The organism is Candidatus Berkiella aquae (assembly GCF_001431295.2).
Lineage (GTDB): Bacteria > Pseudomonadota > Gammaproteobacteria > Berkiellales > Berkiellaceae > Berkiella > Berkiella aquae.
In genome coordinates this window covers 2774476-2786613 of sequence record NZ_LKAJ02000001.1, presented here as the reverse complement: position 1 = coordinate 2786613, position 12138 = coordinate 2774476, and the positions used below count along the sequence as shown (strand labels likewise).

The following is a 12138-nucleotide window of genomic DNA, read 5'->3' as shown; positions in this document are numbered from 1 at the left end:
CCTTTGTTCTGTATTTACTATCGGGTCTTTAAATGAAACAAATTCACGTGATACGATGTGAACGTCATAGTTAATAGCCTTTTCAGGAGGGCGCGATGAGTTTAGATGGAATTTTTTCAGCAGTGACTAATCTTGAAAAACGAGTTTCGGATGATGAAAAGAGTAATGTGGCTGAGTCTAATGAGAAAAATACGCCAACAAAGCCGATACTGATTTCTGTCTCAGCTTGTTTAAATCATCGTCGGCCAAGCACCGATTCGACATCACCAAAGAAACCATTCTATGTTGGTTCGCCAGATGGTGAACGTGAGATTCAATTAAGAGAAACAATTGAAACGCAATTATTAGGTTACAAATCCCCAATCCCGCCAGATATAAAAACTAAAATAAAAGGGCCGCGTAGGTAACCTATTGAAATAGTATTCTCATCATCAATAGCGCTTGTCGCTATTGATGATGAGATAGCTTGTAATGTGCATTTTTTCTTTATATTCTCGCTTCTAGTTGTTCTAAATGTTGTTCAGAGAGCACCTTTTTTAAATAAGTACAAAATTGAACGAAACGTTGAGGCGATGCGTTTTGCTTAAACCCTTGAAATAGTCGTTGCTGTGTATGGTTCTCTAGCTTTGGAAAAGTGGTTACAATAGTTTCTAGTGCTTCATCGATACCGATACTGGCTTTAAAACTATTAATGCATAGCATGAGTTGTTCATCGCTATAGGTTTCCCATAAAAAGGGTAACATGCGTTCTTCTTCATCCATATGTTCTAAATAATGGCTAATAAAACGATTAAAGCTTCGATAAAAGATAAGACCTAATGTATTACGTTTTTGCGCATGGTTTTCTTGTTGAATGATTTGCATCTGTTGTTCTAAATGGTTGAGCATTTGTTCTAATGATTCATGATCAGCATGCAAGGGATCTGCCAATTGAGTATCCTTTGCTAGGAAGAGAGGATGAACAAATGCTTCTTCCGCACGTACATGCTGATGCAATTCAGCAATCAATTGATTGAATTTTATAGAAAGCTCACCAAATGACTTGTTGTCAGCATAATCAATTTTACCTGCTTGAATTGCAAGATGATAAAGCCATTCTCGTTGCTCTTTATGAGGATTTGTATATAAATCAACACGCATTATATGATTCTCCAAGTAACTATCAATTAACTATACTATTGGGTATAGTTAATTTCAAGGGGCAATAATGGAAAAAGTGACACGTAGAAATAATCAACGATGGGTGCATAAACACCATTTAATTATGGAAGCAGCCACGGATCTTTTTTTATCTGAAGGTTATGCTGCAACCAGCATGGATGCCATTGCCAGTAAAGCTGGGATTTCTAAAATTACCATTTATAAGCATTTTGAAAATAAATTGCATCTATTTAATGAAATGATGATTTATCATTGCCAATCATTATATAAAGATGCCCCTATTATTACTTTTTCGCTGAATGTTAGCTCTTATGATATTTTGCTTCCATTTGCCAAGAAAATAATAGAATTACTCTCACAACCTCGTTCAATTGCTTTGATTCGTGTCATCATTGCTGAATCAGAAAAATATCCTGAAATTGTGATGGCAGTATGGGAAGCGGGAAGAATGCCACTACAAGACATTTTTTGTAACTATCTTGCTGAAGAAGTAGCACATGCAAGAATGCAAATTTCGAATAAATTAATAGCCAGCAAAGTATTTTTTGGCATGCTGAAAGAAAATTTCATTTGGCCAGCATTGACGGGGATGCCTGTGCCTAAAGCCGAACTTGCTGAAGAGATTATAGAAACAATTGTCGCAATATTTTTGAAACAATATCAAATTTGAATTTTTAATAAAAGGATTCGAAATTAAAAATAGTCTATTTGATTTTTATGTTCTAACCTAAAAAAAGAATTTTGAACTCGTGCATGAAAAGTGGCAGTTCTATCGGGAAGTGTTTTAAAACCCAATTTAAATAATCTTAGAATCTCCTCATAAAAAATAAAGGGGAGATAAGTCATGTTAAGTAGTCCAATTCCAACAAAGCGACATGTAAATACATCAGATAATAAAACGGAGATCTTCTACGCTGATGATGGCCAAGCCTATGTTGTCGATAGTGCGCCAGAAAGCGTGTTAAAACAAGAAGCCGATAAACAAAATCATATAATCTCAGAAGTTCGTTTAGTAAAGAATTTGCAAACGGGCGAAATGGCTGTTCTCAAGATGGAAAGATTACCTTCCTCAAGCCAAATGCAAAAATTTGCAAAAGAATTTATTGATAATGAAGTTGTTTGTGGGAAAAGGGCAGGACAGCTATTAGGAAGTCGCTATATTGGCGATAAACATTATCAGCTACTAAAATATCAGACTGGATTGCCATTGATATGCGGATTTAGCGCACTTGAAACAAAAAGATTCAATCCCTTTGTCATTAAAGAAGACGAAAAAATTGAAATCCTTCAGGAAATTATTCGAGAATTAAAGAAATTACACTTTGATCACAAAATAATTCATCGTGACTTATATGGGGATAATATTTTAATTTCCAAAAATGAAGGGCATTACAAAGTTAATATTATTGATTATGGCATAGCGGCTCCCCTTTGCGACAATCACCATGGATTAGTTTATCGAGGTATCAGTGGTGATTCCGTCTATTCTGCAAAACAAAAATTACGTGATGGGATAATGCCAGGCCAAGCAACAGATAGAACCCAAACATTAGATGAAGATAATTTTGTCCACCAAACTATTATTGAAGGGTTAAATATTCAAAATCCGGTTATTCTATCTAAGCTTCAAACCTTTTTTGAAAAGATAGTGTTTTCTCCAGAACAATACGATAATTTGATTGATGAATTAGAAATGCTTAAACATTCGAGCAATCTCAGTTTTAATTTATTTGATACGCAAGTGTTACCGCAGGCAACTAAAGGAAAAAACATCATTTGCTTAATCATTCATAACTATGTAGATGGTATTGGCGACTTTATGCATGGTTGGGATTTTGCCAAGCAAATAAAGCAAGCTCTGGCAGAAAAAGGTTATGAGTTACATGCCCTGGTTAAAATTCATAAAAGCGAGCAAGAAGAAGAGAGTGGGTTAAATCAACGTGCTAAATTTGTCGAACAAATGCTCATGAGCCCTGATTCTCCGTTTGATCACCATTTAGCCTATACTCGTTTCACAGAACAAGAAGGTGGATTCAAAAAATGGTGTGAGGAACATGCAAAAGAGCTGGCGCATTTAAGCGATAATACTGTTGGTGCAATTGAGGTTTCGTATCCATCTGAACTGCCCGAAGTTTTCCCTAAAGATTTGAAGATTATAAAATGTTTTCAATATGGGTATCAATCAAGTGGCTCCAAGAAGACACCGACCTTTAACAATGCGCCTTTAGGAGTAAACAATGACAAAAGGAAAAATAACTATGGCGTTGTGATGCATCATAATCCAATCCCTGAAAATACAAAAGCAGATAGGTTAATATCTATTGCTAAGAACAATAAAAAATTTATTGAACAGCTACTGAATACTGATGTGCTTAATAAAAAGAATGCGACAGCCTATTTAAAAACACATCGATTGATGCCAGCTTATTTACAGACAGTCAGTGCGGCATGTGCATTTGTTTTAACCCAAGCATTACGTTACAAAAATGATGAAAAGGTATGTGACTTTTTGCTTCCACGAAATGTGATTGATGAGAAGACGGTTAAAGCCTTATTAATTAAAGCGGGATTTGGAGACAATGAAATTGCTTTTATCTATCCTGATACCCCAATAAATGCTAGTCCTCACGCAAGGATCCGAGTATTTTGCTCAAGAATTGTCGATAATGATGATTATCAAGCACTATATAACCTCACTGACGATGGTGCAGGCTGTTCGGGTGACTCTTCGTTTAGCACGGTGATATCTTCTGATCATCTTCCTTATTATGAATACAAAGGAGGGCCTATTGGAAAGTTATATGAGCCGCAATTACTTAATTTTGTAAAATCCTGTATCAAAGAAGCAAAATTATTAAATGATAGAAATCTTGAGCAAGGATTAGAAAATTTAGCCAATTATTTTTATCATTTAAATAGATTTCGTGCTTTAGGAAAGAATGTTGAAAATCCTCAATCATCACCGGGCGAGGATGTTTTGCCACATGAACCTGAACAATTTTCTTTAGAACATGAAATAGCAGAAATTATGAGTGAAGCTTTTTATCAATATTGTGTCACAACTTCTCAGTTTCAACAAAAGGAACATATTAAAAGGGCTTGGAGATATGTTCAAACCAAACTCAAACAAAATAACACCCATGATCATTTATTGAGTATCATAAAAGGAAGCATCTTCTTAACAGAGAAATCTAATCGAGAAGTCAATGAAATTCTTAAACAGTCTAACGAAATAAAAGGTTTGCTGCTGGATGGAGTTGTCAAAGAATCCGAAATAAACAATCTTCCTTATCAGGTCGTGATGCTGCTAGCAGATACAAGAATTGCACAGTTGATAAAGAATCAATATCTAACCGTTAGAATGGTGGATGCTATTTTTGGTGAACAAGCGATGTGCCATGTAGGATGGAAAATTAAGAAGGGGATTAAGGAATTACATAAAAATTTAACCGGTATCTATGATCCGGATGAGAAAAAAATCTTACAACAATCTCCAGGCGTTATTTTTGCACTAGCAACAGAAATTATCACTTTTGATCAATTTCGACAAAATTTGGCTTACTTTAAGTTAGAATCAGATCATCTAGAGGTATTAATGCATATTGGCAACTTTAAGGAAGCTTTGGCAATGGCGTGTAGAACAGAAAATAATACAAGCATTGTTACTCAACTCTTAAATGAATTCTATGCGCATTCGCCTCGTTGTGACACGAAAATGATAGATGAAGTGCTATCGGGTTATTATCGCGAGGAATATAAGGACCTATTGCTGCGGGCAAGAGAATGTAAAGAAAAATTACAGAATAGAATTGCTTATCTTAATAGTTATGATTGCAAGAGATTGTCAAGAAAATCAGATACGATAAGCAGTGAAGTACAGCCCAAGATTAAGCAATTGATTTGTTCAAAATAATATCTGCTTAGAACCAAGACTTATTATGGATGCCGCGGGCAAACCGCGGCAAGTAATATTCTAGTCTATCTTATCGAATATCTTTGTTTAAAAAGCTCAGCTTGAGAGCAATATCTTTTTGATAGCAAAGCGATCTAAGGTCGTTGTATGATTTAACATGCAATTTTTCCATAACGCTTGTTAAGGTTTCAATGTGCACGCTGTCAGAGATATCAAGTTTTTCAGCAGACTCTTGCATGCTATAACCTTCTAAGAAATATTTCAATGAACGCGCTTCTTTTAAAGATAAAGGAACATTGACAAACTCATCATCTAAATAAACCTCCAAGAGGGGCATTTCTTGCATGACTATTTTGGTCATGCTTTCATTAATGCCAAGTAACCAATTGTCTTGTAAATTATATTCCCCCGTATCATCAACTTTGAATTTTGCTTCTTCAGCTTGTTGCAGCAAATCTTTGCCGCGTGATTTAAAATAGAGGAAAAAATGCTTATATAGATGTTGGTTATTAAAAAAATAATCATTAGTTTGGTGAGCATCACCTTTGAGCCCAAAATTATATGATTCGAAATAATCTTTATATTTTACAAAAAAATAAATAAAGCATGTGTAGTCACCAATTTCACTATTGGCACGCCAAAAATTGCAGGCAGGATGATCTCGGGTGCAAGGATGATGGATATGCACTCCTTTTGAGCCGATAGGATGTTTTCTGTAGTCGGCTAATTCATTGTTATAAAATTTTTCTGCGAAATAAGCTTTTAACCACCCTTCATTATTGCAGATGATATATTTTTCATTGGTAGGGTAAGATTTGACATAACGAAAGAAAGTAACGCCTAAATATTGTTTGAGAGCAAATGCCAGTTTATCTGCATCAGAGCATAATCCAATTAATTTTTGTTGTTGTTCTAAAAATGATTCTTCACTCATCATACCCTCGCCTGGATATTAGCATTATATACACTCGATAGACTGTTTAAGAATGAGAATAGTTCATTTTGTAATAACTGATTCTTTATGCAGGATTAAAGGTGCGATGGATTTCAAGTTTTGAAACAAGAAATCCATCGGTCAGCCATTAAAATGTCATTCGGGTCGGTAGATAAGGTGCTTTAAATGGATTATTGGTCGTTGCCTGGGTATTTGCTAATTGTGTTCGTAGCTGTTGGCTAAATGAAGGCAAAAAGTGATTAGCAGGCGCTGATGTCACTTGAGGCGCATTGCTTAATAGCTTCTCCATCTGAGCTTTTCCAGGATACCCCTGACGTTGCTGCCATTCTTGATATACATAAGGCATTTGAGTCGATGCTTTACCTGGTTGTAGTTGCAGTAATTGCTTCTCTTGTGGAGTTGCTTCTGCCCAAAAAATATCACCCATATTAAAAGTTTGATTAGCTACATTTAAATGGAAATTGTGATGTAACAAGAATCCTAACAGCAATTTTGATGCTGGTTGATTATTGTATTTTGCATCGGTAATAATTTCTTTCATTAACAAAACAAAAACATGATTTAATTCTTCGGTTCTGCTGGGTGCCCAAACATTCGTTGTGCGTGCAAGTTGGGCAAATTTTGTCATTAAATCAGAAATCTTTTGTGATAATTGTGGCTTAAATTGCCATAAATGATTTTGATTTGCCAATCTTACTATATCAGATTTGATAAAAGCTTCTAACGCATAGGATAGCTGATTTAAGTTAAGAACCATGCCATCAAAATGATGTTGTGCTCTAAACGCCAGATGTTGTTGGTGTTCCCATTGTTTTAATTGGGCTTTGTATTGCGCTTGCTGATCTAATCTGGCCTTTTCTTGAGTCCAACGAACGTTTAATTCAGTTAAAGAAGGATAATTTCGATTGTTTAACCAGTCTTGATTTAAAAACGCATAACCACCGTGTGGAATGAATGGTTCATGTATTTGATGGTATTGGCCTGTCACTAAATAATATTGAATGTAATCAGGTAATTGCGTCAAGATTAAATCACGGACTGAGTATGAATGATTGTTGATTTCTACTTCAATCTGATGATGTACTAAGAAACCTGCTAAATAAGCCGCTTGTTGATTTTCGGTATTTGCTTTTGAACCATGATATTCGATAGCAAAGGTGGTTAGCTGTTTTATAAAATTTTCAAATTCATAATGGGAGTTGAGTATTTTATTGACGCTAGATAAATGCAAGGAATCGTCAAGTCTTTTCATTGCCCGTGAAAGTTCATAGGGTAATTGATGATATTGAAGATTAGAATGCGCTGTTATTTGATGGCGAGAGATATGTTGTCCTAACACTAAGGCATTAAGAACATGTGCAAATTGTGATAATGATAATTTTACTGCTTGCGGCATTTTAGCCCCCATTTATGTTATAAAAAGTTTAGATGGGCGACTTTATGTAAATGTGAAATCTTATTCAATGGGAGGCAGACGAATGCCATGAATAAGCAGTTAAATTGCGTGAGTTATTCAACTGTATTTTGTGTTTTGCTTTTTTAATCATGTACTTTGGCAAAAAAACCAAAATTGTTTTGTCAAAGTGTGAAACGATATAATAACTTCTACAGGAAGTAATCCTTTGTGGAAAGGCAATCGATGAATGCAAAATCTAAAATTATTGTGATTGGTGCAGGCCTTGCAGGGCTGGTACTTGCCTATCGATTGAAGCAGCAAGGAAAAAATGTCACCGTTTATGAGGCAAGACCTCGTGTAGGTGGGCGAGTCCAGACCGTCCTTGTGCAAAATAGGCAAGGCGGCTTTTCTCATGCAGAACTTGGTGCACAAAATATCATGGATGGTGGGGTGGCAACCAACATACTTTCTTTAATAAAAGAACTTAATCTTGAATTAAATGAAGATGCTATCCCCTTTGAAGGAGTCTATTATGATGGCGAAATACTTCATCAGAGAAATGCGTTGATTTCTCAAATTCTTACTAAACATGATAAACCGCATTTGACAATCCCACAAATTGCTGCAAATTGTCAGAATATGCAAGAAGTGCTAACTAGGCTGCAGTTAACACCTGCACAAGAGGGCTTTTTAAGTTTTTTGCTCAATGGCTATGAAGGAATAGATCCTTCATTGTTATCAACGAATCCTCACAACCTTAATACTTTAATACATATGTTATCGGGTGGATTATCGCAAGTTCACCAGGTGGCCAAGAGCAAAGCAGTTATACATCGTGTTTCTCTTAAAGAAGGCAATGCTAAATTACCACAATGCCTGGCAGATAGGATGGGGCAATCTATCCATCTCAATAAAGCATTATCCGACGTTCAATATACTCATGATAAAAAGATAGTTTTAACCTTTAAGGATGGAAGTAACACGCAGTGTGATAGTTTAGTATTAGCAATCCCTTGTACGGTGTATCGTGATATTGCGTTTGCGCCTGAAATCATTGCTTCAGATAGATTAAATCGTATTCGTGGTATGCATTATGGTACAACCACCAAAGTATTAATGCCAATCCAGTATCCTCCTGGCACAGGCCATTGGGCAGCAAGTCCTAAGATGGGCGCCTTTTTTAACGATGACCAAAAACTTTTAAATCTTTATTTTACTCATGATGATGGAAAAATCCTTTTTAGTGAAAGGACTTTTCAACAAACCCATCAGTTACTGAGAAAAGCGTTTCCAAGCGCTTCTTTTAATGAACTGCCCTTTATTGAAGTCAATGATCTTCATTACGTTCAGTATAGCGAACCTGCTGCTAAATCTTGGAAAAAAGATCCCTATGCACAAGGCTCTTATTCGGGATTTGATATTACCCTCGAAAATGAGATTGACAAACGAGTTGATTATAACGGCACCATATTTAAACCGTTATTTGCACCTATCGAAGATAAGATCTATTTTATTGGTGAGCATGCGACCATTTTAGATGAAATAGGCACCATGGAAGCAGCGGTTGAATCAGCGGAACGACTTGCAAAAATGTTATCTGATTATTAAATCAGCCCACTATCACTAATCAAGATCTCTTCTGCTACATTAAAATTAAGAGGCTAAGAAAAAGCAGAGGTTTGCCATGAATAAAGCAATGATCACTTTTTTAGTCTGGTTTTTGCCGATTATTTTATTGTTAATTTCGTTATTGCCTATAAATTGGCCAGCGTTATTGTTTCCTCTGTTATTACAAATCGTGGTTTCAATTGCTGCTGCTTATATTGTTTATTTATTATTCACGACTAAACCGCCATATTATATGATTTGGGGCATTGTCTTCATTTTGTTTGTGATGATTTACAATCCCATTATTACTGTCAGTGCTTTCTCTGGCATATTATTGCCACTTGCATTGGTCACTGCCATTATTTGGTTTGCAAATTGGTGGTTTGTCTTTCGTGGTAATTACAAATTGTTTTAACGTCTTGTCTAAAAAAACTTGTCAAAGTTATCAAAAAATCAGGATCCTCATCAAGATCCTGATTTTTTTTCTTCGATTGAATAAAATTGCAAAAAAGGTAAATATCATTATAGTGATTATTCATAAATTATATCATGTGATTCATTTTCAACAGGTGTGTTATGTCATTCCGTGAAAAGTTTTTTGATGATGTTGAAGCTTTAATTCAAGCGATCCGCGAAGGCTTTAATCCACAGTATCTCTTTTTTTGGGGACATCAATCTAAAGTAGGCACAAGTATCGGTAAAAGCTGCTTGAGTCAGTGGTATCCTGCGCCATTTCAGATTAATAACCTGACCTATTTAACCGCTGAACACTATATGATGGCAGAAAAAGCGCGGCTTTTTAACGATCAGGTGATCGTTGAAAAAATATTGAAGGCAATTTGTCCACAAGAAGTTAAAGCCTTGGGAAGAGAAATAAAACATTTTGATGAAGCACAATGGCGAGAACAGCGCAGTGAAATAGTGATTCAGGGCAATCTAGCCAAATTTGCACAAAATCCTCTGTTAAAACATTTTTTATTAAAGACCGCCAATCAGGTTTTAGTAGAAGCAAGTCCGGTTGATAAAATCTGGGGTATTGGCTTAGCAGAAAATGATCTGCAAATTCAAGATCCAGAAAAGTGGCTGGGATTGAATTTGCTAGGATTTGCTTTGATGAAAGTGAGAAGAAGGTTGAAAGGCTGATATCAAAGCATACTGCTTAGGGTATCAGTGCATAAAATGCCTATAGGTCGATATTGAACTAATTTGTACAAGAGGAGTCTATCTAGATAGAGAAGCGATATTCATAGGAGTAATTTCTAATGAGATTTTTTGGTGAGAATTCTCTTTTGTATTACGCCGTGGTTTTTGCCATCATCGCGGTTATCATAGGTTATTTAGGTTTTGGTGGATTGGCAGGAGCTTTAAGCGAGATTGCCAGAATCCTGTTCTTTGTGTTTATCTTATTGTTTGTGATGTCATTAATCACGCATATTGTGCGCCGAGGGCCAAAGGGATAGTAACAATAACAGATTAAAGGGGAGAAAACCTATCACTCCATGGGAGTGATAGGTTTTTGAAAGGTTAGAATCCAGTTATTTTTTGTTTTCTTTTATTGGTGGTATCTGGGTTTCTATTATCATTGCCAGCTTGTTGAGCATTACGCGCAGCAAGTGTGGTTGAACGAGTTCCAATGACATCTCTTAAAGGAGTTGACCATTTTTGCTTCGAACGAGCATTTCTTGAATTAGATTTTTCCGATGAAGCTTCTTCGTACGATACGTCATGAGACAGTTCTGAATCAGATTCTAGAATTTTATGTAAAGTAGAAGCTGCCTTTTGTTGTTTTTGTGCCGTTGATTTTGCAACTTGGGGTGCACTTTCTGTTGCCGCTGTTTTGGCTGCAGGCGTTGAAGTTGCAGGTTTTATCAACGATATTCCATACTCAGCAGTTTTCGTACCAAGGAATGCAAGACTTGTAGCAAGACCTGTCAGTGCAGCATCAAGTCCAGCGGAAGGCATCACATAATCTGCTAACAATCCAGCTGCCGCTTCAACGCCACCCGCATAAAAGAACAAAGCGCCTACACCTGCCGAAAACGTCAATTGTAGCCCGTTTTTAAGAAGGGGGCGTTTATTTAATCTTGCAAGAAGCGATGGATTCTGTTCTGAAAGCTCGGGCTTAGAAGCTGCCAAGGTAGGAGGTGCTTCGACGGCATCTTCAACATCAAGTTCATTCTCGAGTTCATCTTCGAACTCATCATCATATTCATCTTCTTCAACATCAGACTCAGAAACGTGTTGAGGTGCTGGACGTTGTTCATTGATAGCAGCAATCAACCGAGCTTTTAACTCCTCAATTTCACTGGTAACACGATTGCCAAGCTGTGAACGAACTTCAAGATCGGCATCACGGTCTTCTTGTCGTGCTTGTTTTTCGTCTTCTAATTGACGAGATAAATCATCAAGTTGTTCGCTTAATTCTATAATTTTGAGCTTTAATGCGTCTTTTTCTTTGTTTAACGCACCATAACGTCTAGAGATTTCTGCAAATTTAAGTTCTTGCTCTGCGAGTTGTTGATTTTTTTCTTCCGTTGCTTGTTCAAGACGAACGTCAAAACCTTGTCTTTCTTGTTCTAAGCTTCTTTCTTGCTGTGCAAGCTGGTGATCTTTGTCTGCGGTTGTTTCTTCAAGTTGTCTCTCAAAAGCCAGCCTTTCTTCTGCAATTGCGTCTTCAAGTCGTTTGAGTTGTTGTTCGTAATCTGCTTTTTGTTGCGAGATTGAGCGGTGTAATTCAGAAGCGGTTTTTAGACCCTCTTCTATTACTTGATTCAGCAATGTTTTGTCATGTTCATGCTTAACATTGGTCGCTATTCTGAGAGCTTTAACGATCTGATCTTTTTGTTCTGACCAAGCCCCTTTAGCATATTCAATTTCCCATGCTGGAATACTGACTGTTGGACCTGCAATAGGGAAAGATGATGTGTCACCGATAAATTTCACTTGAATAACGGGGTAAGATTCACCTTGGTGGGCTTGATAGGCATCTTGAATGCGACGGTATAAGGTAACTTGATATTGTTCTAAATTAATTACGCCCTCTTCAGAAGGTTGCAGTAATTTCCTCAAGTCATTTTCTGCTGTTGCCCAATATAGAATCGTCAT

11 protein-coding genes are annotated in these 12138 nt (G+C 36.5%); 7 read left to right on the top strand and 4 right to left on the bottom strand.

The window, feature by feature from the left end:
* Window positions 1–95: 95 nt before the first annotated feature.
* Window positions 96–407 (top strand): hypothetical protein, encoded by a 312-nt coding sequence (locus HT99x_RS12175; protein WP_075067059.1) that lies wholly within the window; start codon window positions 96–98, stop codon window positions 405–407.
* Window positions 408–486: 79 nt separating this feature from the next.
* Here the strand turns inward: HT99x_RS12175 and HT99x_RS12170 are convergent, their stop codons facing one another.
* Complete coding sequence (locus HT99x_RS12170) at window positions 487–1140, bottom strand: hemerythrin domain-containing protein (RefSeq protein WP_075067060.1); 654 nt, start codon at window positions 1138–1140, stop codon at window positions 487–489.
* 67 nt (window positions 1141–1207) lie between these two features.
* Here HT99x_RS12170 and HT99x_RS12165 point away from each other — a divergent pair, with 67 nt between their 5' ends.
* Together HT99x_RS12165 and HT99x_RS12160 are read left to right on the top strand one after the other, a co-directional pair.
* A complete protein-coding gene (locus tag HT99x_RS12165; protein ID WP_075067061.1) occupies window positions 1208–1831 on the top strand; it encodes a TetR/AcrR family transcriptional regulator C-terminal domain-containing protein in 624 nt (207 codons plus the stop codon).
* Between the two features lie 174 nt (window positions 1832–2005).
* Window positions 2006–5074, top strand: a complete 3069-nt coding sequence (locus tag HT99x_RS12160; RefSeq protein WP_075067062.1) for a protein kinase domain-containing protein — start codon at window positions 2006–2008, stop codon at window positions 5072–5074.
* Between the two features lie 70 nt (window positions 5075–5144).
* On the opposite strand, the gene HT99x_RS12155 is transcribed toward HT99x_RS12160, so the two are convergent.
* Entirely contained in the window at window positions 5145–6011 is an 867-nt protein-coding gene (locus tag HT99x_RS12155; RefSeq protein WP_075067063.1) for a hypothetical protein, read from the bottom strand.
* 145 nt (window positions 6012–6156) lie between these two features.
* Entirely contained in the window at window positions 6157–7425 is a 1269-nt protein-coding gene (locus HT99x_RS12150) for a hypothetical protein (protein ID WP_075067064.1), read from the bottom strand.
* 243 nt (window positions 7426–7668) lie between these two features.
* Between HT99x_RS12150 and HT99x_RS12145 the strand changes: the two genes are divergently transcribed.
* From HT99x_RS12145 to HT99x_RS12130, 4 genes are all read left to right on the top strand, one after another.
* Window positions 7669–9033, top strand: a complete 1365-nt coding sequence (locus tag HT99x_RS12145; RefSeq protein WP_075067065.1) for an FAD-dependent oxidoreductase — start codon at window positions 7669–7671, stop codon at window positions 9031–9033.
* A 76-nt stretch (window positions 9034–9109) separates the two neighbouring features.
* Window positions 9110–9448, top strand: coding sequence for a hypothetical protein (locus tag HT99x_RS12140; protein WP_075067066.1), 339 nt, complete (start codon window positions 9110–9112; stop codon window positions 9446–9448).
* A gap of 161 nt (window positions 9449–9609) precedes the next feature.
* Window positions 9610–10176, top strand: coding sequence for a riboflavin biosynthesis intermediates N-glycosidase (ybiA, locus tag HT99x_RS12135; protein WP_075067067.1), 567 nt, complete (start codon window positions 9610–9612; stop codon window positions 10174–10176).
* Window positions 10177–10295: 119 nt separating this feature from the next.
* Window positions 10296–10493 carry a DUF1328 family protein gene (locus HT99x_RS12130; protein WP_075067068.1) on the top strand — a complete coding sequence of 66 codons (198 nt, stop codon included), beginning with the start codon at window positions 10296–10298 and terminating at the stop codon, window positions 10491–10493.
* Window positions 10494–10557: 64 nt separating this feature from the next.
* Here the strand turns inward: HT99x_RS12130 and HT99x_RS12125 are convergent, their stop codons facing one another.
* The gene (locus HT99x_RS12125) at window positions 10558–12138 is read right to left on the bottom strand and encodes a coiled-coil domain-containing protein (RefSeq protein ID WP_075067069.1); all 1581 of its coding nucleotides are present in this window, start codon (window positions 12136–12138) and stop codon (window positions 10558–10560) included.

What these genes read in the sequence shown, in the direction of transcription:
- HT99x_RS12160 (WP_075067062.1), top strand. Translation starts at nt 2,006, where the DNA reads ATGTTAAGTAGTCCAATTCCAACAAAGCGACATGTAAATACATCAGAT.
- HT99x_RS12145 (WP_075067065.1), top strand. Translation starts at nt 7,669, where the DNA reads ATGAATGCAAAATCTAAAATTATTGTGATTGGTGCAGGCCTTGCAGGG.
- HT99x_RS12125 (WP_075067069.1), bottom strand. Translation starts at nt 12,138, where the DNA reads ATGACGATTCTATATTGGGCAACAGCAGAAAATGACTTGAGGAAATTA.
- HT99x_RS12165 (WP_075067061.1), top strand. Translation starts at nt 1,208, where the DNA reads ATGGAAAAAGTGACACGTAGAAATAATCAACGATGGGTGCATAAACAC.
- HT99x_RS12175 (WP_075067059.1), top strand. Translation starts at nt 96, where the DNA reads ATGAGTTTAGATGGAATTTTTTCAGCAGTGACTAATCTTGAAAAACGA.
- HT99x_RS12170 (WP_075067060.1), bottom strand. Translation starts at nt 1,140, where the DNA reads ATGCGTGTTGATTTATATACAAATCCTCATAAAGAGCAACGAGAATGG.
- HT99x_RS12150 (WP_075067064.1), bottom strand. Translation starts at nt 7,425, where the DNA reads ATGCCGCAAGCAGTAAAATTATCATTATCACAATTTGCACATGTTCTT.
- ybiA (WP_075067067.1), top strand. Translation starts at nt 9,610, where the DNA reads ATGTCATTCCGTGAAAAGTTTTTTGATGATGTTGAAGCTTTAATTCAA.
- HT99x_RS12155 (WP_075067063.1), bottom strand. Translation starts at nt 6,011, where the DNA reads ATGATGAGTGAAGAATCATTTTTAGAACAACAACAAAAATTAATTGGA.
- HT99x_RS12140 (WP_075067066.1), top strand. Translation starts at nt 9,110, where the DNA reads ATGAATAAAGCAATGATCACTTTTTTAGTCTGGTTTTTGCCGATTATT.
- HT99x_RS12130 (WP_075067068.1), top strand. Translation starts at nt 10,296, where the DNA reads ATGAGATTTTTTGGTGAGAATTCTCTTTTGTATTACGCCGTGGTTTTT.